General features: G+C 52.8%; 20 protein-coding genes and 1 pseudogene. 6 read left to right on the forward strand and 15 right to left on the reverse strand.

Annotated elements, in window-relative coordinates:
• Nucleotides 1-39: 39 nt before the first annotated feature.
• The 5 genes and pseudogenes from K1I37_RS18470 to K1I37_RS18485 all read right to left on the reverse strand — a co-directional run bounded on the left by K1I37_RS18470 (nt 40) and on the right by K1I37_RS18485 (nt 3,338).
• A complete protein-coding gene (locus K1I37_RS18470; RefSeq protein WP_021295197.1) occupies nt 40-591 on the reverse strand; it encodes a ribonuclease FAU-1 family protein in 552 nt (183 codons plus the stop codon).
• A gap of 52 nt (nt 592-643) precedes the next feature.
• The gene (locus K1I37_RS18475; protein ID WP_021295198.1) at nt 644-952 is read right to left on the reverse strand and encodes a DUF1348 family protein; all 309 of its coding nucleotides are present in this window, start codon (nt 950-952) and stop codon (nt 644-646) included.
• Nucleotides 953-986: 34 nt separating this feature from the next.
• Nucleotides 987-1,112, reverse strand: a complete 126-nt coding sequence (locus tag K1I37_RS21595) for a hypothetical protein (RefSeq protein ID WP_021295199.1) — start codon at nt 1,110-1,112, stop codon at nt 987-989.
• Nucleotides 1,113-1,180: 68 nt separating this feature from the next.
• Nucleotides 1,181-2,869, reverse strand: a pseudogene (locus K1I37_RS18480) (ABC transporter substrate-binding protein).
• Nucleotides 2,870-3,176: 307 nt separating this feature from the next.
• Nucleotides 3,177-3,338 (reverse strand): hypothetical protein, encoded by a 162-nt coding sequence (locus tag K1I37_RS18485; protein ID WP_021295202.1) that lies wholly within the window; start codon nt 3,336-3,338, stop codon nt 3,177-3,179.
• Nucleotides 3,339-3,464: 126 nt separating this feature from the next.
• Here K1I37_RS18485 and K1I37_RS18490 point away from each other — a divergent pair, with 126 nt between their 5' ends.
• Together K1I37_RS18490 and K1I37_RS18495 are read left to right on the forward strand one after the other, a co-directional pair.
• Nucleotides 3,465-4,385 (forward strand): ketopantoate reductase family protein, encoded by a 921-nt coding sequence (locus tag K1I37_RS18490; protein WP_021295203.1) that lies wholly within the window; start codon nt 3,465-3,467, stop codon nt 4,383-4,385.
• A complete protein-coding gene (locus tag K1I37_RS18495; protein WP_021295204.1) occupies nt 4,382-4,939 on the forward strand; it encodes a GNAT family N-acetyltransferase in 558 nt (185 codons plus the stop codon). Before K1I37_RS18490 ends, K1I37_RS18495 begins: the two co-directional genes overlap by 4 nt.
• A 214-nt stretch (nt 4,940-5,153) precedes the next feature.
• Here the strand turns inward: K1I37_RS18495 and K1I37_RS18500 are convergent, their stop codons facing one another.
• The gene (locus K1I37_RS18500) at nt 5,154-6,356 is read right to left on the reverse strand and encodes a transposase (RefSeq protein ID WP_242215902.1); all 1,203 of its coding nucleotides are present in this window, start codon (nt 6,354-6,356) and stop codon (nt 5,154-5,156) included.
• A gap of 309 nt (nt 6,357-6,665) precedes the next feature.
• On the opposite strand from K1I37_RS18500, the gene K1I37_RS18505 reads away from it, so the two are divergent.
• On the forward strand, nt 6,666-7,526 hold the full coding sequence (locus K1I37_RS18505) for an SMP-30/gluconolactonase/LRE family protein (protein ID WP_021295233.1): 861 nt from the start codon (nt 6,666-6,668) through the stop codon (nt 7,524-7,526).
• 13 nt (nt 7,527-7,539) lie between these two features.
• On the opposite strand, the gene K1I37_RS18510 is transcribed toward K1I37_RS18505, so the two are convergent.
• From K1I37_RS18510 to K1I37_RS18525, 4 genes are all read right to left on the reverse strand, one after another.
• Entirely contained in the window at nt 7,540-8,715 is a 1,176-nt protein-coding gene (locus tag K1I37_RS18510; RefSeq protein WP_021295234.1) for a DUF2515 family protein, read from the reverse strand.
• 73 nt (nt 8,716-8,788) lie between these two features.
• On the reverse strand, nt 8,789-10,603 hold the full coding sequence (locus K1I37_RS18515) for a terpene cyclase/mutase family protein (RefSeq protein ID WP_021295235.1): 1,815 nt from the start codon (nt 10,601-10,603) through the stop codon (nt 8,789-8,791).
• A 63-nt stretch (nt 10,604-10,666) separates the two neighbouring features.
• Nucleotides 10,667-11,557, reverse strand: a complete 891-nt coding sequence (locus K1I37_RS18520) for a hypothetical protein (RefSeq protein WP_161624324.1) — start codon at nt 11,555-11,557, stop codon at nt 10,667-10,669.
• Nucleotides 11,469-11,909: a sigma-70 family RNA polymerase sigma factor gene (locus K1I37_RS18525; RefSeq protein ID WP_152498720.1), complete on the reverse strand. Its 441-nt coding sequence runs from the start codon at nt 11,907-11,909 to the stop codon at nt 11,469-11,471. The genes K1I37_RS18520 and K1I37_RS18525 overlap by 89 nt, the downstream gene beginning before the upstream one ends.
• Nucleotides 11,910-12,124: 215 nt before the next feature.
• On the opposite strand from K1I37_RS18525, the gene K1I37_RS18530 reads away from it, so the two are divergent.
• The 3 genes from K1I37_RS18530 to K1I37_RS18540 are packed head-to-tail and all read left to right on the forward strand — an operon-like array spanning nt 12,125 to nt 15,144.
• A complete protein-coding gene (locus K1I37_RS18530; protein ID WP_021295238.1) occupies nt 12,125-12,604 on the forward strand; it encodes a MarR family winged helix-turn-helix transcriptional regulator in 480 nt (159 codons plus the stop codon).
• Between the two features lie 4 nt (nt 12,605-12,608).
• Complete coding sequence (locus tag K1I37_RS18535) at nt 12,609-14,540, forward strand: MDR family MFS transporter (protein WP_021295239.1); 1,932 nt, start codon at nt 12,609-12,611, stop codon at nt 14,538-14,540.
• A gap of 16 nt (nt 14,541-14,556) precedes the next feature.
• Nucleotides 14,557-15,144 (forward strand): NAD(P)H-dependent oxidoreductase, encoded by a 588-nt coding sequence (locus tag K1I37_RS18540; protein WP_021295240.1) that lies wholly within the window; start codon nt 14,557-14,559, stop codon nt 15,142-15,144.
• A 96-nt stretch (nt 15,145-15,240) separates the two neighbouring features.
• Here the strand turns inward: K1I37_RS18540 and K1I37_RS18545 are convergent, their stop codons facing one another.
• The 5 genes from K1I37_RS18545 to fabL all read right to left on the reverse strand — a co-directional run bounded on the left by K1I37_RS18545 (nt 15,241) and on the right by fabL (nt 19,828).
• Entirely contained in the window at nt 15,241-16,806 is a 1,566-nt protein-coding gene (locus tag K1I37_RS18545) for a DHA2 family efflux MFS transporter permease subunit (protein WP_021295241.1), read from the reverse strand.
• Between the two features lie 847 nt (nt 16,807-17,653).
• Nucleotides 17,654-17,803: a hypothetical protein gene (locus K1I37_RS18550; RefSeq protein WP_242215938.1), complete on the reverse strand. Its 150-nt coding sequence runs from the start codon at nt 17,801-17,803 to the stop codon at nt 17,654-17,656.
• A 24-nt stretch (nt 17,804-17,827) separates the two neighbouring features.
• Nucleotides 17,828-18,586 carry an SDR family NAD(P)-dependent oxidoreductase gene (locus tag K1I37_RS18555; RefSeq protein WP_021295918.1) on the reverse strand — a complete coding sequence of 253 codons (759 nt, stop codon included), beginning with the start codon at nt 18,584-18,586 and terminating at the stop codon, nt 17,828-17,830.
• 6 nt (nt 18,587-18,592) lie between these two features.
• The gene (locus K1I37_RS18560) at nt 18,593-18,994 is read right to left on the reverse strand and encodes an acyl-CoA thioesterase (RefSeq protein ID WP_021295919.1); all 402 of its coding nucleotides are present in this window, start codon (nt 18,992-18,994) and stop codon (nt 18,593-18,595) included.
• A 60-nt stretch (nt 18,995-19,054) separates the two neighbouring features.
• Nucleotides 19,055-19,828: an enoyl-[acyl-carrier-protein] reductase FabL gene (gene fabL, locus K1I37_RS18565; protein ID WP_021295920.1), complete on the reverse strand. Its 774-nt coding sequence runs from the start codon at nt 19,826-19,828 to the stop codon at nt 19,055-19,057.
• Nucleotides 19,829-20,078: the final 250 nt, after the last annotated feature.

Here is a 20,078-nt window from a genome sequence, read left to right on the forward strand (position 1 = left end):
TTGGCGGCCGGATCGAAAAGAGCCTGGGACAGGCCCCCACTACATCCGTTCAATCAACATTTGCCAATGCGTCTTCGCCAGCTGAAACGGCGCGAATTCGCCCCAGCGAATGGCATCCAGCAAACTCTCCGCTTCCCGATACGCTAAATCATATTGCATTTGGTCGATCACGCCCGCATCAAACGCAGCAACGAGCTCGTCTTCATCCAGAAGCGCGCAATCACCGTCGGGCATCACCCGAATATCGAGAAACAAATCTTCGAAGCATGGGACGCCACGGTGATCGAGATGGATATTCTGGCAGACATCGATATACCACTGCACGACTTCCCCCTTTGCGTCGAACATCGTCGTGACCGCGTGATGGCCGTCGAACGGAAATTGCCCCAGCCAGGCAAAATCCACATCGGCAATGCACACCGCCCCTTGTGGCAAACGGAGATAGAGCGGATGTGCGATTTCATCAATGCGCAACAGCGAAATGAAGCCACGAAACGCCCCTCTTACATCGACGTCGTGGATATACGATTTTTTGGTCACGCGACGCCACTGATTTCTATCGGCCGTCTTTCGCTTGATGAAATCCGCCATGCTCGTCCTCCCACGGGTCGTCATCGTGCTGTGCTAATCGACACACTGCCTGTTACAACCCAAACTCCTCCAGTTCTGGTATCCTATCAGGTCGCGGCCCAAGTTTCCAACGAAAGAGTCGATCCTTTTCCGCAATCGGCAAATCGTTGATGGACGCATGGCGGTGCGTCATCAACCCAAAGTCGTCGAACGCCCAGTTTTCGTTTCCATAGGAGCGAAACCAGTTACCGGAGTCGTCGTGCCATTCAAATGCGACACGCTCTGCATCACGCGTATTCCAAGCGTTCTCCGCCATGCGAACTTTTTGTCGAGCCGTTACTTCATCAAACGGCGGAATTGGCGGACGATACGTTTCCTGCATTGAAGCGGTTCTCCCCTCTCCATTTGCGCTGTGCTCAGACTCCACTGTTCTTTTGAAACTCGACATCGACAATCCAAACACCTGTTACCACAATGTATGCGCCAAAGCTCAACCACTGAACAAAGGCAGTCAGCATCCGCCGACTGCCTTTGTTTGTCATGCATCCCATTCCCCGTATCGCCAAAACCGCTTCGCGCTAGACCACCATCTAGGCGCAACACAGACGTTTTAGTGTTTCACGACGTAGACATTCTGAAGCGGATCCATCAGTACTGGGCTCATCGAGAATCCCTTGACGTACGGTTGGACAACCGCATATCGAATTGGCGTAAACAATGGAACCCAAGGCGCATCTGCGAGGATTTGATTTTGAATCTTGTCGTATAAATCGAGACGAGCCTGACCTTGTGGCATCACAGCCGCCTGTGCCAACTCTTCATTGACGGTCTGATTGTTGTAATTGCTCCAGTTGTTTAACGGAATTTGACTGCCGTTTAACAGGGTATTTAGAAAGTCGCTGGGGTCGGGGAAGTCCTGGAACCAAGCCGTGTACACCATCGGATACTTCATCGACTCGGCGTCGGCCTCATACGATGCGCTGGCGATTGGATGAATGGAAACCTTGATTCCGATTTTCTGAAGATCTTCTTGAATCGACTGCACGATGCTCCGGGTTGTCTGGTCACTCGGACACATCAGAGAGGTACTGAACCCATTCGGATACCCTGCCTCTTTCAGCAACTGTTTGGCTTTCGTAGGGTTGTACTGGTAGTCTACATCACTGGGCAGTTTCGTTTCATAACCCGGCATGGCTGGTGGCAGAATTTGATTTGCCGCTGCCGCGCGACCATTCTGCAAACTGACCAGACGCTGTTTGTCAATCGCCATGTTGATTGCCTGGCGGACCAACTTATTTTGAATAGGCCCAGTCGGTTTGGAATTGAGCGCCAAGTAATAGGTAGACACCAATTTTTCACTTTGAAAATCATTTTTAAACTTCGGATTATTCTTCATGCTGATAAACGCTTGTGCAGCGATATCCTGATTCCATCCTAAGAATGACTCTTGCCCTTGTTGAAATTTCAGTGCGCTCAGCTGTTCGTTCTTATTGATGGAAATGTCCACCTCTTAAACTTTCGGTTCACCCTTCTTAAAGTAATTTGGGTTCCTCGTCATAATCATCTCGTTACCCATCTTGTAGGACTTCATTTCAAAAGCCCCTGTGCCCATTGGGTGGTGATCAAACTGCGTGTTGCCGATTTTATCAATATAACTCTGGTCCACTGCCGAGAAGAACGGCATCGCCAGAACCTCCAGAAAATACGCTTGTGGCTTGGTCAGCGTGATTTCCAAGGTGTATGGGTCAGGCGCGGATAGACCAGAGATAGACTTGGCTTGTCCCTTAAAGTATGCGGTTGAACCTTCCAAAATCGGATCGATAAAGCCTTCACCAGGAGAAGCGACCTTTGGGTTTAACACCCGTTGAAACTCGTCGATAAAACTTTGGGCCGTCACGGGGTCACCGTTCCAAAACGTCACGCCTTTACGAATGTGAAACGTATACTTCAGCCCATCCTTCGACACCGTCCAAGACGAAGCCAAATCCGGCACTATCTTCGTGGAATTCGTCGCGTACGTCACAAGTTGGTCGTAAAACTGATACACGGCTTCATCGGACCCATAGTCGTAGGCCAGCGCAGGATCCAAATGCGCAAAATCATCCGCCTCATCGATTTGAATCGTCGCGTTCTTGTCAATCGTTGCATCTGAGGCACTCGAGGTACTCGAAGCATTCGTCGCACCAGTAGAAGTTTGCTTCGGCGCAGCCGTCCCACATCCCGAGATGATACTCGCAATGACGCCCATTCCTACAACTCCAGCCATGGCGGACTTTTTCTCTTTCCGCATTTCCATCATCGTCGACCCCCGTCGGCAATTCACTATTTAGTTCATATAGTTTCGAGAACTATATCAACTTCCCTGAAGTATATCACTACCCTATTCGTTACACTCGTAAAATTCGATATATTTCGCATAGACCTGCACATGAGGCCCAGCAAAAAGACGCCAGTGGCTGAACCGGCGTCTTTCATGGGGTGCAGGATGCCTGGGATGCCTGGGATGCCTGGGATGCCTGGGATGCCTGGGATGCCTGGGATGCCTGGGGCTGTCTTAATAAGACACGACGGGCATCTTTGGGAGAAGATAAGGTATAAAAACTGCACTAATCTCTGATTTTCGCCTCTTTTCGGCGGATTTTGAGTAAATAGCGCATCTGACGTGTCTTAAATCGGTCGATCCCGACAAAAATCCGAAAATAGCGCAAATATCGTGCCTTATCTGACCTGCCACCTGCCACCTGCCACCTGCCACCTGCCACCTGCACAGAACGCCCCCACCTACGTGTTATCATGAATACAATGACACTTCAGACGATATAGCACAGAAGCATTCTGACAGGCCAACACGCTTTGGTCGCGATTGTCCATCGGACGCTTTGGGAGGAATGACGATGAATATTGTAGTTCTCGGCGCAGGCGCCGTCGGCGGATACTTTGGCGGAAGACTCGCAGCCGCAGGAACAAAGGTGACTTTTCTAGTTCGGGAGCGCCGGTACCAGCAACTGAAAGCGACAGGTCTCCATGTCCAGAGCACCCACGGGGATTTCGACATTGCCCCCACACTGGCCGTGTCCCCTGACGACATAGACCATCCCGACGTCCTGATAGTGGCCGTTAAAAACTATAACTTGAACGACGCTATCCCCCAAATACGCCACCTGGTTGAAAAAGGTGCCAAAATTTTGCCCCTTTTAATCGGCGTGCAACACATGGATACCCTGGTGTCTGCGTTTGGAGAAGCAGCCGTTTTGGGTGGCGTATGCTATATCGAGGCGACGCTGGATGCACGGGGGACCATTGTTCATACAAGCCCCATGCATGATATCGTCTTCGGGGCGCTCCACCCCACCAATCAAGCCCTCGTCAATGAACTGGAACTCGCTTTTCGACAAAGCGGTGTCAACGTACAACAAAGTCCGTCTATTATGGAGGAAGTGTGGAAGAAATTCATTTTCCTCACTGCCTTTAGTGGCATCACCGCCGCGACCCGGAAACCCATCGGCGAGATTCTCAGCGATTCAATATCGAAAGATTTCCTTCACGATATGATTGAGGAGATTGCCTCTGTCGCGCAAGCAAAACAAGGAACACTACCGCCAAATGTGAGAGAGGAAGTCATGCGCAAACTCGAAAGTGTTTCACCGCGTATGACCTCCTCCCTTCACCGCGACCTAGAGAAAGGGCTACCATTAGAAATTGACAGTTTACAAGGAGCGGTGCTTGAGATGGCGAAGACGTACGCAATACCGGTGCCATCCATTCGTGCGATTTACGCGTTGTTGCACCCTTACGTCGAGGGGGATCGAACTTGATTAGCCAGGAGATTACGCTACAGCCGATTTTTGAAATTCCACCCGACGATCTCGTCAATCTATATGTGGAGAATCGGACATTCCTAGAACCCTACGAACCGAAGCGGCCGGATATCTACTTCACCCGCGCAGGTCAAATCGAACTGCTCAACAATGCGCGGCGGTTGTGGGAGGAAGATAGCGCCTATACATTCGCCATTTGTGCGCATAGGGGCGATCATGCGACACCTGTCCCCATCGGGCGCATGAGCCTCTCAAACGTCGTGCGTGGCTCATGGCACAGCTGCACAGTGGGCTACTTTGTCTCGCAGCACGCGAACAACCGGGGCATCGCGACACAGGCGCTCACGCAAGCCGTTCGCTTCGCCTTTCAGGACGCCAAGCTCCACCGCGTCCAAGCCGCCATCATGCCGCGCAATATCGCCTCACTGCGCGTAGTGGAAAAAGTCGGATTTCACTACGAAGGGTTGGCGAAATACTATTTGAACATCAACGGCGTCTGGGAAGACCCCCGGATTTACAGCGTCACACCCGAGTTGTGGACAGGGCGTTAGGCGGCGCTTGCGCACCTTGCCATCCGAAGCGCTCTTTTATTATTTCGCGCACACTTGAAACAATTTCGGCCCCGTGTCCGTCTACTTAAGTGAGCGTTTTGCAGAATGGTCGTTTTGGGTAGAGGTGAAAAAGGAACAGCATCTAGGGTAAGTGAACTGAATTCCACATACTGGTATTCGAGCGCCGTTTCTCGTCAGGTCAACTCGTTATGATTTATGCAGTTTTCTTGTGTCGTTCGATATGGTTCACAGCTAGTGCCGATGCAAGTAACACGATCGCGTTGAGGAACATGTACGTCTTTACTTTTCGAATGCCTCGGACATGGACGTCGTTCGCCGTCAAATTCGTCTTAAGTCTTGCGTTACAACGCTCTACAGCAGTTCGCTCGTTGTATAACAGCTTCCAATTCTGCGTGCCTCGGTGTGGTGCGCAGTAACGCCGAATATCTTCTGTGATCCGCTTTTTGACCACCATACCGTAGTTGGATTCGGAACATGTCGCGATTCCAAGCGGACAATCTACCTTCCCAACCGCGTGCGGGCAGCGAAACTTTAGTCGGTCACCGTCTGCACCCCAATACACCATGTCATATCCCATCGTGCAACGCGGCGTCCCGTCCGATGCGATTCCTTCAGGCGGTTCTTTTTCACCGCGCTTGTTCATCGCGATAATTGCCTGTGCACCATATTGACGAACCGTTTCATAGTTTTTGACTTGATCATATCCAGCGTCCATCATGACAAAGTCGATTTTCCAACCGTGCGTCGTCACGACGTGTTCCAGCAATGGCGCCGCCATCTCACCATCAAAGACGTTCGCTGGTGTGACATCCAAAGCAACTGGCAGTTCACTCGCGGTGTCCACAGCCAAGTGGAATTTGTATCCGAACCAAGCAAGTTTGTTGCCAAAGGTATCGTATTTTGCGCCCCAGTTGGCATTGCCCGTTTCCTGGCTCTTGGACTTAGGTTGCTTTTTCTCGTAGGACTTCACGGCGGCACTGTCCACAGCCAAATGGCGACCGTTGATGATGCTCGCTTCTTTACATTGACTGACCAGGTCAATGAAGAGCTTCTCAGCGAGACCCAACTCAACAACGGCTGAAAACACGCGACTCAGTGTGGAGACCGACGGGGCTGCTTCGTCGATTCGAAACCCACACTGGTAGCGAAAGCGTATATCTCGCGCCAACCGTTCATGAAGCCTTGTGAACGTTGAGATTCCTTCAAGCGGAGCAGCCAGCAGTGCACGCAGAATCGCTTCACGATTCATAGGTTTCGCGCCTTGGGGTGACTGTTTTCTCAATTTCGAAGCATAGGGTTGTAAATCCAAGACAGCAAAGAACAAGGGCAGACGATCGCTGGAGTCAATTTCTAGCCAGTCCTCAAAGGAAAAGAGCGATGGTTGGAGAATATACATAGTGGGACTTCCCTCCTCGAAAATTTCTGGTTTGGTCACTTGAAATCTTCTCGAAGGTTGGGGTGAAGTCCTTTTTCATGTCTTCCAAGCCCTTGTCCTACAAGGCTTTATCAATCTGCAAAACGCTCAAGTAAGACGCACAAACCCGAATGGCCCCGTCACCGTCGACATCGGTGTCGGGGATTTTTTTGTCGTCATCTTCAAGCAAACATCCGAAATTGATGGAATAGATAGACAGTCCGTCCGCGAGCATCTATGATTTGCCCAGAAGGTCGAATCAAGACGCGACTGTGAATGGGAGTGAAGACCGTGGAACTCTTACTGGATGCCAAGGCGGTGGTCGGGGAAGGTCCCGTTTGGGATGCCGCGAAAAAATGTCTCTACTGGGTGGATATTGTGCGACACCACGTACATGTATACGACGCGTTCACCGGGCGAGATGAGGTCATTGACGTCGGTGACTACGTTGGGGCCGTCGTGCCCCGCAAACGCGGCGGGCTGGTAGCGGTGCTGAGTGATGGATTTTACCATTTGGATTTGACCACCAAAAAGCTCACACAACTCGCCGCCGTCGAGGCGGATATTCCAGACAACCGCTTCAATGACGGGAAATGTGACGCCGCTGGTCGCTTTTTCGCCGGGACCCTGCCCTTCAGCGAGGACCGCCCCGCCGGTGCGCTTTACTGCCTGGAACCCGACTTGCGCGTAAGAAAAGTACTGGATGGCCTGACGATTGCCAACGGCCTCGGCTGGAGCCCCGACAACACCCGGATGTATTTCATCGACACACCCACGCGCGAAGTCGTCATGTTCGATTACGATCTCGCCACCGGATCGCTCAGCAACCGCCGCGTCGCCGTCCGCATTGAAGACGGTTTCCCCGATGGGATGACCGTCGATGCACAAGGGATGATCTGGGTAGCACACTGGGAAGGGTGGAAAGTCTCCCGCTGGAATCCAAACACCGGCGAACGCCTGATGGAACTTGCCCTGCCCGTCTCCTGCGTCACTGCGTGCACGTTTGGCGGATCGAATCTCGACGAGTTGTACATCACGTCCGCCAGTCGCGATATTGGGGCAGACAGGCAGGCGGCACAACCGCACGCCGGCGGCGTATTCCGCGCACATATCGGCATTCGAGGCCAGATAGCGCACGCCTTTTCGGGCTAAGGTAGCGAAGACTTCAGCGAAACGGTTTGGCCAGCGCCGCCAACTTCTCCTTCGCCAGAATGACGTGCTCCACCGTTTGGCTCGCTGCCACATAGTCGGCGGTAAAATCGGTCGGCTCCGTGGTGTCCGGGGTGAAGAGGTGAATGACGGATGACATGTCGTGAAACCAATCCCCCGCCTCCACTGGCGCATGCGACACGTCCGGCCACACGGCTGAAAGGCGTGGACTATAAATTCTCGCCGCGCCCGTGCGCTCGATGAAGCACGGCTGATAGCCTGCATCCAACAAGTTATCCCGCTGCGTGGGCGTGAAGACGTTTGGCCAGTAATCCGCGCGAGACCCGGTGTGCTTTGTAGCGACCGCAAACGCCACTATCGCCTCGCAAAGCGCAGGCTTGTGAAACAGAATGCGATACAATTTCTTGCCCGTCGCAATTCTCGCGTCAAGCGAGGCAAACTGTGCAACTACGGTACCTGCGAGGCGGATGGCGCCCGTCTCCTCCTCGCGGTACGGGAAGACCACTTGATTGAGCCCAAGAATGGACTGGGTCTGAAATTCCGGCGTAAACAGGACCTTCTCAGCGTACTTGGCATTCTGCACGACGCGCGCCTCGATGAAATTCTGTTCGTTGATGATGAGCGCGTGCGTCAATAATGAGGGGTCATGGGTTTGCATAAACAATTCCCAAACGGGCGACATGAATCGGGACACGCCGAGCGCGGGCAACAAGTGACACAAGTTGCGCCCCGATGTGACCGACTCCGCGTACAAGAGCAGTTGCGGATACGCATCGCCGAAAATCAGCCAATTCGCTCGCTCCAGAAACTCGAAAAAACGGGTTTGCTCGACCTTTTCGGCAATGCGCGCGAACCACTCGCCTTTGACGTCTGACATGCTCCAGCCGCCATTGCGCGAGACCATGTGCGCCAATAGCGCCCAATGGACCTCTGGCCTGTCGCGATAAAATGCCAAGTATGCCTCTGTGCGCGTCAGGTTGTTGCGATTGTGTTCGCGCGTCTTCGCCAGAATGCGCTCGACAATCGCTTTCTCTTCGGCCGAAAGCTTGGGTGACGCGTCCGAGCCAACCGCCTGATTCAATCGCGAGACGAGTTCTGCAACCTGCCTTCTGTCGCGTCCGCACACCATCTTCCAGCCCAAGCGAACGCGATTCACGATGCCATCGAACATCTGCATCTTCCTTCTGCCATGCCGCACACCGCCATTGCACAGAACGTACGGCAGCAATTTGCGACGAACCGATTCAGTGTTGCCGGAACCTGTCGACGTACATACACAACGCCAAAAGTGGCCACACCTGCGGATAACTGTGATAGCGGATATACGCCTGACCAGCGACGGCCGCACCTGTTGGATAGGATTCCACAAAACCCCCTGGCTTTGCGCCGCATTGGAGCAAATACGCGACCGCCCGACGAATGGGGTCAGTCAGACCTGGCGATGCCGACATCAAGGCCATCAATCCCCACGCAGTTTGGGAGACCGTGCTCCAGCCGAGCGGGCAATACTCATCCCGCTGGTCACTCGCGCACGATTCGCCAAATCCGCCGTCCGCGTTCTGCACGGATTCCAACCACGCGCGCGCCTTCTGAAGCGTCGTCGTATCGCGCGGCATGCCGACGGCGCGCAGCCCCCGTACCGCCGCCCACGTGCCGTAGATGAATGTCACGCCCCAGCGGCCAAACCACGCCCCGTTCTCGCGCTGATTCGTTATCAGCCACTGCACCGCCTGCGTGACGGCCGGCTGTGCGCGAATACCGGTCGATCCAATGGTCTCCAACACCCGCCCCGTAATATCCGCCGTCGATGCATCTGTCATCGCGCGCCCCATATCGTTGATGGGGATGTGCTCCAGCCAGGCTTTGTTGGCGTTGTGATCGAACGGTGACCACCCCCCGTCCTCGTTTTGCATCGCCAACAGCCACTTCACGCCGCGCCGCCAAGCCACCCTGCACTGTGGTTGATACGGGTGCAGGGCTTTTAACGCAGCCACGGTGTCGTCGACGTCCGGATATTTCGTGTTCATATCTGAAAATCCCCAGCCGCCCGGCTTCGCTTTTGGCGCGCGCACGGCCCAGTCGCCCACGTCCACGTGCTGGCGCTCAAGCAGATATTCGGCCCCCCGCGCCAGCGCCTCACTGCATGCCGGCAAGCGGGTCGCGGCTAACGCGCGCATAGAGAGCGCCGTATCCCACACCGTCGACGTAAACTGTTGTTGGTACACCCTGTCATCGTGCCGGGAGACCATCTCCTTCAACCCAGCCACTGCACTCGCAATGACGTCGGCATCATCGGGATCGCCGACGGCTTTGAGCGCCAAGACGCTCAGGACTGTGGCCAAATGGTAACTTGCGAGTGTACCGTTTTCTTCAAGGCGGTCTAAGATAAATTGCCGTGCGGCTGCGACTGCCTTTGGGTGGTCGAACGGCAAGCGCACATAAGGCACGCCGAACGACGGGACGACGAGATCCGCGACACCACATTCCTCCGGTACCGGCACCTGGTATTCGAGATGCGAGAGCAGCATAAACGGCACCATGTGCAGGCGAGTGAAACTGGCAAAATCATAGAGGTTGACAGGCGCGCGCGTTCCCCAGAGCACCACGTCGATAAACGGCGGCGGCAACTCCCGCCAAGAGAGTTGTCCGGCACACGCGAGGATGATTTTGGTCAGATTGGACGTGTGACGGATACCACCGTGCTGGAGGATATACTGCCTGGTCTTGTCTTCGCGCCCCGATGACAGCGAGTAGCGCGACAGCCTTAACGCGAAGTAACAGAGTGTCGTCAGCGACACGTTATCCGTCTGGTCAGGATACGCGACAAAACGCCCATCCGGCTTCTGTGCCTGCGCCACCGTCTCAGACAATTCCGACACCAGCAAATCATCCGCCTCACCCATGAGGTGCAAGAAAATCATCATCACCGCGTCGGTGAACGGGCTCAACTCACAGCCGTACGAGAAGGCACCATCCGCGCGTTGATGCGACAAAATCTGGGCCGCCCCGGCCGCTATTTGCCGTCGGATGCGCTCAATATCGCGTTCCACCTGCCTCACCCCGCATATCTCGTTTGCACGCACACGTCGATGTGTCGTGATGATATGCGGGGTGGACAGCGTTTATTTCGTCGGGAAATTCCATCCCGAAGCGGCGGTTTGCATCGCTCGCTCTGCGGCCTGAAGATTCCCCCCTGCCACAGTGCCGGTCAGGGCATAGGCCAAATTCATGTCGCTACGCCCGGGATACGGCCGCAAGACAATCAACCAATACGTATAGGTCGGTTGCTCAGATGCCTGTGCAGCAGGAGGTGTCTGCTCCGCCAATGCAAACCACGCCGGTTCCCCATGGACATGTAGCGTCTTGTGCCATTTCACTTCCGAGTGATTGCCGATGGCTTCTTCATAGGTTCCGCGGGCCACGCCCAGCACTTGCACCTGCAGCAGCAAGTTTTCCCACTTGTGCGCGGCCATCTCATCGTCGATGAACGTACCATCCGGCAGCGTCGCTGTCGCATGATGGTTTACAGCGACGCCGTCAGCCGCCTGGTTATCGGTATTCCCAAGTATGGCGAACATCTGCACCGCGTTCCCAGCACACGGTTCAGCTTCTACACGGAACGTCCCCGGTGCAGCTGCCCCAAAACGCGCCTGTGGCAACGCCTGCGCCAAGGCTGCGCTGTGATACAGCTGATACGCCGTTCCATCCCCACTCGTCCCTGTCCGCACCGGATGCGCGAGGCTGACATCTTCCGGCAACCACTTCGCGAACGCTTGTCTCGCCTGTGCGACGCTCCCTTGCGTCGTCAACTGGATCGACGTAATGCGCCCGTCCTCTGCAGTCACCAGCAAATGTTGCTTCGGAAACGTGTAGGACTTCACACCGTTGATGGTAACGCCCGGAATCGGTTTGCCCGCGCACTGCTCAAGCGCCTGCAACGTCCCACCGAGCCCAGCCGCCGGCAATCCCTGCACCACTGGCTGATTGAGCGCATTCGTCTGGTTCCCGCGCATCCGGCTTCAATTGAAATAGCGCAGCCCACACGGCATTGCGCTGCTCCGACGCAATCACGCGCTCCTCCACAGAATCATCGGACACGTCGTCCATTCGGGCGTGAAACGTGACTCGGCGAACGAAGGCTGATCGAAAATAGTCAATACATTTATGTTTCTCGATGACGAACAACCACGTCTTCATGCTCGAACCCTCGCGAAACTGGCTCAAATGTTGATATGCCTGGATGAAAACTTCCTGCGACAAATCGTCGGCGGCAGCTGTGTTCTTCGTCATGGAGTACACATAGCGCCAAATTCCTTGCCCGTATTCGTCCATTATCCTGAGTGGCAGATCTTGATACTCCCCCAACGACTGTCACCAATCTTTCCCCGAACCTGGAGCTTTGCACTGCTTAGACGATACCACGCACCGCTTCGTTACAGATTGGAGATAGCCGCCAACATTGTTTAATACCTAAAATTTTTTTCTTGACGATTTTTTGTTTACGCTGTATAAAGATAAAGCGGTTAAAATATTATAGATAAAAATAATTATGAAACGAAAATATAAAGGAGGGAATCAGAATGCTTCCACAGAGCTTCGATGTACTGACAGAGCGCTTCGAAAAATCACTGCGCGCCTTGATGCAAAATCTCGGTCCACAATTAATCAGTCGCGCGCAGTTAGGGTTGACCCCTGGTCAGTTCGTTATGTTGTATTTCATTCACCAAGAAGGCCAATGCAGTGTGTCAAAACTGGCCGAAAAGATGGAAGTAGCTCCTAGTGGGATAACGGCTATGGTGGATCGAATGGAAAAATCGGGATTTGTCAATCGAGTACGGGACACTTTGGACCGTCGAGTGGTGAACATCGCACTCACCGTTAGCGGTGAAGAGAAACTCAATCAGGTTTTACATGTACGACAACAAATCGTGCAACACTGTCTACGACAGTTGGACCCGGACGATTTTGCGTCATTTGTCTGCACATTGGAGTCGTTATCCTCGATTGCGAACGCAACGAACATAGGGGAATTTGCGGGTTCACTCGTTAAGGAGAGGTAAAAGAATGGCTCAAGGAACCGTACAAACAACAAACCAGATCACAGGCCAAAAGAAGTGGTGGGCACTTGCGACTGTACTTCTGACCATGTTTTTCTCGTCCATGGATTCCACAGTCGTGTCAACGGCCATGCCGACCATCATTGGCGACTTAAAGGGACTTAGTTTATATGCGTGGGTTACTGCTGCCTATATGATGGGCTCAGCGGTGACAATACCAATTTACGGAAAGTTATCCGATGTGTTTGGACGTAAACCATTCTATTTATTGGGACTGATTCTGTTCGGGGTCGGTTCGGCCATTTCCGGGCAAGCCCATACCATGATGGAACTCGTTATCGCACGTGGTTTTCAAGGCATTGGGGCGGGCGCCATGCAAAGTATGCCGCGGGCGACCATTGGCGACATCTTTAATCCCAAAGAACGCAGCCGCTGGATGGGCGTCATGATGGCCACCTTTGGTATCTCTAGCATCATCGGACCGGCTCTTGGCGGATGGATCACCGATTCGTTTTCGTGGCGCTGGGTATTTTACATTAACCTACCGTTTGCAGCGCTCGCCATCATTGGGGTCGTGGTGACCTTGCCTAAAGTACGGGCGGCAGATAGGGTGCAAGTGGACTGGTTCGGCTCCGTCATCATGATCATTGGCCTACTGCCCATTTTGCTGGGATTTACCTGGGCAGGTACAAAGTACGCGTGGGGTTCCCCGATTGAACTCACGCTGTTTATCGGTGGCGCAATTGTTCTTGCACTGTTCGTCCTATGGGAGCGGAAAGCGGCCGATCCGGTGCTCTCCCCCAAGTTATTCAAAAACCGAGTCTTCAGCACGTCACTGATACTAGGCATACTGGTTGCAATGACCATGTACGGAAGCCTGATGTTTTTGCCCATTTATGTGCAAGGTGTCATTGGGCTGAGTGCGCAAAACAGCGGTTGGGTCATGTCTCCGATGATGATCGGATTTATTGTCGGCAGTATGGTATCCGGGCAAATTATGTCGCGAACGGGTCGATATAAGATACTAGCCGTATTCAGCGGTGCCATCCTCGTCGTTGGATCATTCTTGCTAAACCAAATGAACGTGCATACAACGTGGCCAACCGTTGTCCTCAATATGGTTGTTTTGGGGCTTGGTATTGGTTCACTGATGCCACTGATGAACATGGCGGTACAAAATGCGTTCCCATACAAAATGATGGGGACTGTGAACTCAACGCAACAGTTCGTTCAATCGCTCGGTGGCGTTGTAGCGTTACCGATTTTCGGGTCGATTCTCGACAAGGAATTCACCAATAAATTGAACGCGACGATGCCAGCTTCGCTTGGATCATTCAAAAATCAATTGAGCTCCATGAACCCGCAAACCCTGTTGACACCGCAAGCGCAACAGGCGTTGTCCAAGTCGTTTTCGAAATTTGGCACGGCTGGACACCAGATGTACCTGCAATTGATGGACGCAGTGAAAACATCTCTGACGTTTGGGATTCAACACTTGTTTGAAGTCGGATTGGTGTTCGCCATCCTTGGCTTTATCGGCACATTCTTTTTACCTGAGATCAAACTCAAAGGTAAAGAGTACTTCGATACGACAAACGAACAGCCACCCAATGAAGGGACGCAACGCCCACGTGAAACCGGATCAGATAAGGAAGCTTTCCAACAGGCGCCCGCTCCCAGCACAGCGTCGACCCAGTCGTTTCAATTGAAGAGCAATGCAGACGAAGATTTTCGCCGCGCACTCCGCGAGTTCCAAATGACGCCGCAAACAACGCAAGACGCGTATTTGGACGACACCAACTACCGAAAAACGCTTCGTAGCTTTTCAAAAGGAGTAAAGGCTCGAAACGACAAGGAACCAAAGGAACCGCTCGGAGACGTTGGATATCGCGAGACGCTGATGAATTTTAAACAGAAATCCAAACGAAAAGAACACTGAAACGAGGGATCCCCAAATGAAAATATATATTGTGTACGATAGCGAAGGCGGACACACAGAACAGGTCGCAAACGCAATTTGGAAAGGCGCCCGCAGTGTCAAAGACGCAGAAGTCTTTATCAACCATGTGCAGAAGACGAATGTCCACGACATTGCCGATGCGGATGCAATTATTTGGGGGTGCCCAGGGCACTTCGGTACGATCAGCGCCGGGTTAAAAACGTGGATCGACAAATTGGGGCTTATCTGGTCCAGAGGGGAACTCGTCGGAAAAGTTGGCGCTGTGTTCTGTACCACAGCAACCATACATGGAGGAATCGAAGCGACCATGCTCAATTTAATCACGCCAATGTTACACCAAGGCATGGTTGTGGTTGGGTTACCGGCCAATATTCCCGAAAACGCCTTATACGGGAGTTATTACGGACTTGGGGTCACATCTCCAATCGAAGAGGTAGAAGACCCGCTCACGCAATCCCTGTATGACAAAGGCCTTGAGCTTGGCGAGGAATTTGGTAAACACGTGGCCAGCATTTCACAGGCACTAAAAATCGGTAAAGCACATCAATCCGAACATGGATTGTTGCCGGAACAAAAGCTGTAACAAAAGCCGTATTTGCTAACGAGAACCTTCCACCAATGAACATAGCGGGCTCCGTTGGGGCCCGCTAGACTTGTATTCCCCCGCAACCGGGATTCGTCATTCCATCATGGTTATATGAGACCCTTCCCGCTCTTTGCTGTACTTTTTATCGTTAAAGAAGAAGGTCAAAATCAGACTGATTGCGGTCAATATCGTTCCCACCATGAACGTGTCATTAATGGCAGCCACAAAACTGTTTTGGTCTATGATTCCAATGATGGTTTCCAACGCGGTTACATGTGCCTGTGCTGCACTCATCCCGTGTTGCATCAGGTTTAACTCCAATCCATTTAGCTGCACGCCCTTTGGAGAACCGGGATTGTATTGAGATGCCATTTCGCTCTCATGAATGAGTGTGCGATGCGCCTCGTAATACGTAAAAATCGCGGTTCCTAGAGACGATGCGACTTGACGGATGGTATTGCTTAACCCCGATGCTTGACTGATTAAGTCATTCGACAATCTGTTCATCCCCGCCGCCATGACCGGCATAAGCGCCAACGACACGCCGATGGTTCTAAAAATGTAGAGCACCTGAAGGTGACTTGAGGGCGTATTGACATCCAGAAAGGAGAAGCCGTAGGTTGTGATGAGCGTAATGGTTAAGCCAACAACTGCAAGCAATCTGGCCCCTACACGGTTTAACAACAATCCTCCTGCTACCATAAACACAGCAGATATGAGTGCTGCTGGCGTCATGAAAATCCCGGTTTTTTCCGGCGTATACTCCAATATGTTCTCAAAGTACAAAGGAAGTAAAAACAGGCTGACAAACATAGTTCGCTGTACAAGCGATGTAATCACAACGCTCATGGATAACAGATAATCCTGGAGGACACGAAACTGGATTAAGGGTTTATCCACCTTCAACTCAACGACGACCAAAATGATGAGTAGCAGGGCCCCAGCTATCAAATACGGATATACCAAGGTCGAATGCCAACCATTCGATGAGACATTTGTAAAACCGTACAGGAGACTAAACAATCCAATCGATGACAAAGCCAGGCCCCAACCATCTAATTTGGATGCTGATTTGTCATTGAAGTCGTGCAACACAAAAATGGACAAGAATGCGCCCACAACGCCGAGTGGGAGATTCATGTAAAAAATCAGTCTCCAACTGGCGTATTGTACAAAATATCCGCTTAGCAATGGGCCAAATGCTGGCGCGAGCATGACTGCCAGACCAAAAATCCCCATGACGCCCCCGCGTTTTTCAGGTGGGAAAATTTTATAGAGCAATGTATTGGCGAGTGGCATTAAGAAGCCACCCCCAAGCGCTTGGATAATTCGAAACAAAATCATACTTGGGAGATTCCATGCCATTCCACATAGGGTGGAACCAATCGTGAAGAAGATCAAGGAGTACGTAAATAGTTGTTTCGATCCAAATTTATCTGATAACCAGCTGGTCATCGGGATGGTGATCCCACTCACCAACATATACGCGGTAATCACCCATTGAATCTGGTTCGTATTGGAGTTCAGAGCAGTCTCCATTTTTGGAATCGCGACGTTCACAATACTATTGTCAAGCACCGCCATGAAAGTTCCGATAATGAGGATAGCGAGCTGCAGGTAAGGAAATTTTATCTCCTCGAAAGAGTCTTCTTTTCCCAAAATCGTCGTCCTCCATGATTCTTATCGAAACTTACACTTGTCGCTTCCGCTTCCACGACTGAATGTGCCGAACCGATGAGCAAGTCTTGTGGTACTCTTCTGTTTTGTGATATCAGAGGTTTTTTACACGCCGTACACGCGGTGCCTACTATACATACTGTCTATTTACTTATACGAAGGGCACCAAAATTACAAGCGACATTTCCGGAAGAAGTGTAAATTAATTTGCATTTACTTTCCTTTTGTAGTTTAAGTGCGTTGGAGCTTGGGTGGCTTGGGGAGCTTGGGGAGCCAGGGTGTCTTATTAAGACAAATTGCTTTCTGACCGGTCCAATAGAGCAGAAAAAGTACCTTATTTGAGTGCAACCCCTCGAATTTGAGTGACTTTTCGGGCAATAAGACAATTTTAATGTCTTAAGTGGCCTGATCAGGCAAAATCCGCGCAAATAAGGCAGAATTTCTGCCTTAAGTCGCCTGCAAGCTCACCGGATCCGCCCCACGCCAACCACCGCTACCCGACTCCCCACCCAGCCCCCGCCATTCCACGCGAAAAAGGGCCACCCGATAAGCGAGCGGCCCTCGCCCGGAGAGTCGCCGTCGGCGGCCTTCTCCAGGCGTGCAACGAATCTTTTCATTGTTTGCTTGAGGCGAATTAGTAGCCAGCGCCTGCACCGTATGCAGGGACCAACAGGAAGAACAGAACGAAGATGATCAAGAATACGACTGCCCATTGTGTGTAACCGCCAAATGTTCCGTACATGTCATTACCTCCCTAAGCCTCAGGATGGTTTAGCGTACGTAGAATCCATCATGGCGGTCAAGGCATTCGCCCGCGAACAGCTGTTTTTCAGCGCTTGCCCACGCGTTGTCCATCCCTGCCTTGCTGCCTTGCTGCCTTGCTGCCTTGCTGCCTTGCTGCCTTGCTGCCTTGCTGCCTTGCTGCCTTGCTGCCTTGCTGCCTTGCTGCCTTGCTGCCTTGCTGCCTTGCCGCTGCCACTCAGCCACATCGCGGTGCAGAGCGTCAGCGCTTGAACGAAGCGGCGCCGTCGTCCACGAAGTACGCGTGGCCGTTGAGGAACGACGCCTCGTCGCTCGCGAGAAATGCCACGACGTTGGCGACTTGCTCGGCAGTTCCCAGCTTGCGGCGCATGTGCGCCTTCTGGATGGTGTTCCACACGCGCTCATCTTCGCGCCAAGCATCGATGAGTCCAGTGTCAATCATGCCCGGTGCAATCGCCACAACGCGGATATTGTAGCGGCCGAGTTCAAGGGCACTGGCCTTGGTCATACCGACGACGGCGGCTTTGCTCGCGTGGTAAGGAAGTTGGTTTTTATCGGCGATATACGCGTAAATGGAGGCGGTGTTGATAATCACTCCGCCCCTCTCCTTCATGACGGCTGCGGCAGCCTTGATACCGTAGAAGACGCCGTCCTGGTTGATAGAAATCATCCGCTTGTAGACGTCTATCGGGAGATCGATGACATTTTGCGATCCGTCACCGAATATCCCCGCATTGTTAAACATGATGTCCAACTGCCCGTACGTATCGACCGCGAAGCGCACGAGCGCCTCGACCTGCTCATACACCGATACGTCAACCGGATGGAAGGTCGCCACATAGCCGGCCTCGCGGATTTCTGCGGCGACGGCTTCGCCGGCGGTGGCGTCGAGATCGGCGACGATTACACGGGCCCCCTGGCTGGCCAACAGCCGCGCACTGGCTTGACCGATACCGCCTGCACCACCCGTCACGATGGCTACTTGTCCTTGAAAACGCATGGAATCTTATCTCCCCTGTTCATATGCTTCAATCGTCTGCCGCCACAATTCGGGTACCGGTTGCGGTTGCCCGTCTTCGTTCACGTAGACGTAAATATGCTCTGCTTCAAACAACACCTCATCTTCTCGCGTGATGAGAAACGACACGGTCATACTGCTGGTTCCTATGCGGTGCGTGCGCACCCATATCTGTAGCACATCATCAAATTTGGCAGGTTGGCGAAACTGAAGTGTCGATTTCGCCAACACAGTTCTCGGCATCCCACTGGACAGTTGCAGTTCCCGGCGCAAGTACTCCGCAAACGCGATATCCAAGTATGAGAGGTAATGGGCATTGAAAACGATGCCTTGCCCGTCGACCTCGGAAAACCGGACGCGCAATTCGTGATGAAAGCGATAATTGTCCACTTCAAGACCCCTCATCTATATATTACAATCTATATATTACAAACCGATTCGTCACAAGCCTTACGGAACCAAGAGCGTAATCCCGCCGTCCAGCCGGATGGTCTGGCCACGAATCATCTCCGCCTCAGGTGAGCAGAGGAACAAGGCCAGATTGGCGATGTCGTCCGGGGTCACCATGCGGTGGTACGGCATTTTCTGTTCGACCGCCGCGAGTGTGTCGTCCATCTCTGGAAAGTGATCTAAAGCGTCCGTCAGCACCGCGCCAGCGGAGATGGCGTTGACGTTCACTTTCTTCTCGGAGAGCTCGATGGCAAAGTAGCGCACGAGTGACTCAAGTGCCGCTTTGCTCGGGCCAACCGTCGTATAATACGGGAACACCCGGTCTGACCCAAACGACGACAAAGCGAGCATCGCGCCGCCCGTTTCGGGCATCAACTTGGCCGCTTGCTGCGCGCCAACCAGAAAGGCCCGGGTGTTCACGTTCAGCGTCCAATCCCAGCCTTTGACGTCGACGTCCATCGCAGCGCGGTTGCGACCAGACGCCGCATTGTGAACAAACACGTCGAGGCGTCCAAACGCTTCGCGAATCTGATCAAACATCGCGATGATTTTCTCTTCCTGCGCCATATTGGCCCGCGCGAGCAGCGCCTTTTGGCCTAACGCCTCCACTTCGCGCGCGACCTCACGCGCCGCGTCACCATTGCGGAAATAGTTGATGACCACGTCCGCGCCTTCCGCCGCGAAGCGCAGCGCCAATGTGCGCCCAATGCCACGCGAACTGCCTGTGATGCAGACGACTTTTCCTGTATAACGTTTCACGAGGGGTTGTCCCACCGATGTTCCTCCTCAGCCACATGTCCATGTTTCGGATAAATCAAGTTCGTGCTTCAGATTTAGTTTATAGGAATGCGATTGAAATACAACTGTCCACATCCGGTGCATAATAGTAAATAGAGAGGGTTCTGCAAGTTTTTCACGTATCGCGGCAGGGGCGAGGATTTGTTATCATATAGATGATGGGTATGTCGTGCGACAAACCAACCTGTCATACGTATCTGATAGGTGACTGAAGAATATATTTGCG

This window comes from Alicyclobacillus acidoterrestris, assembly GCF_022674245.1.
GTDB lineage: Bacteria > Bacillota > Bacilli > Alicyclobacillales > Alicyclobacillaceae > Alicyclobacillus > Alicyclobacillus acidoterrestris.

Excerpts from the sequence above, each read along its gene's own strand:
- K1I37_RS18470 (WP_021295197.1), bottom strand. The coding sequence starts at position 591 with ATGGCGGATTTCATCAAGCGAAAGACGGCCGATAGAAATCAGTGGCGT.
- K1I37_RS18475 (WP_021295198.1), bottom strand. The coding sequence starts at position 952 with ATGCAGGAAACGTATCGTCCGCCAATTCCGCCGTTTGATGAAGTAACG.
- K1I37_RS21595 (WP_021295199.1), bottom strand. The coding sequence starts at position 1,112 with ATGACAAACAAAGGCAGTCGGCGGATGCTGACTGCCTTTGTTCAGTGG.
- K1I37_RS18490 (WP_021295203.1), top strand. The coding sequence starts at position 3,465 with ATGAATATTGTAGTTCTCGGCGCAGGCGCCGTCGGCGGATACTTTGGC.
- K1I37_RS18500 (WP_242215902.1), bottom strand. The coding sequence starts at position 6,356 with ATGTATATTCTCCAACCATCGCTCTTTTCCTTTGAGGACTGGCTAGAA.
- K1I37_RS18510 (WP_021295234.1), bottom strand. The coding sequence starts at position 8,715 with ATGTTCGATGGCATCGTGAATCGCGTTCGCTTGGGCTGGAAGATGGTG.
- K1I37_RS18520 (WP_161624324.1), bottom strand. The coding sequence starts at position 11,557 with ATGCGCGGGAACCAGACGAATGCGCTCAATCAGCCAGTGGTGCAGGGA.
- K1I37_RS18530 (WP_021295238.1), top strand. The coding sequence starts at position 12,125 with ATGCTTCCACAGAGCTTCGATGTACTGACAGAGCGCTTCGAAAAATCA.
- K1I37_RS18535 (WP_021295239.1), top strand. The coding sequence starts at position 12,609 with ATGGCTCAAGGAACCGTACAAACAACAAACCAGATCACAGGCCAAAAG.
- K1I37_RS18540 (WP_021295240.1), top strand. The coding sequence starts at position 14,557 with ATGAAAATATATATTGTGTACGATAGCGAAGGCGGACACACAGAACAG.
- K1I37_RS18555 (WP_021295918.1), bottom strand. The coding sequence starts at position 18,586 with ATGCGTTTTCAAGGACAAGTAGCCATCGTGACGGGTGGTGCAGGCGGT.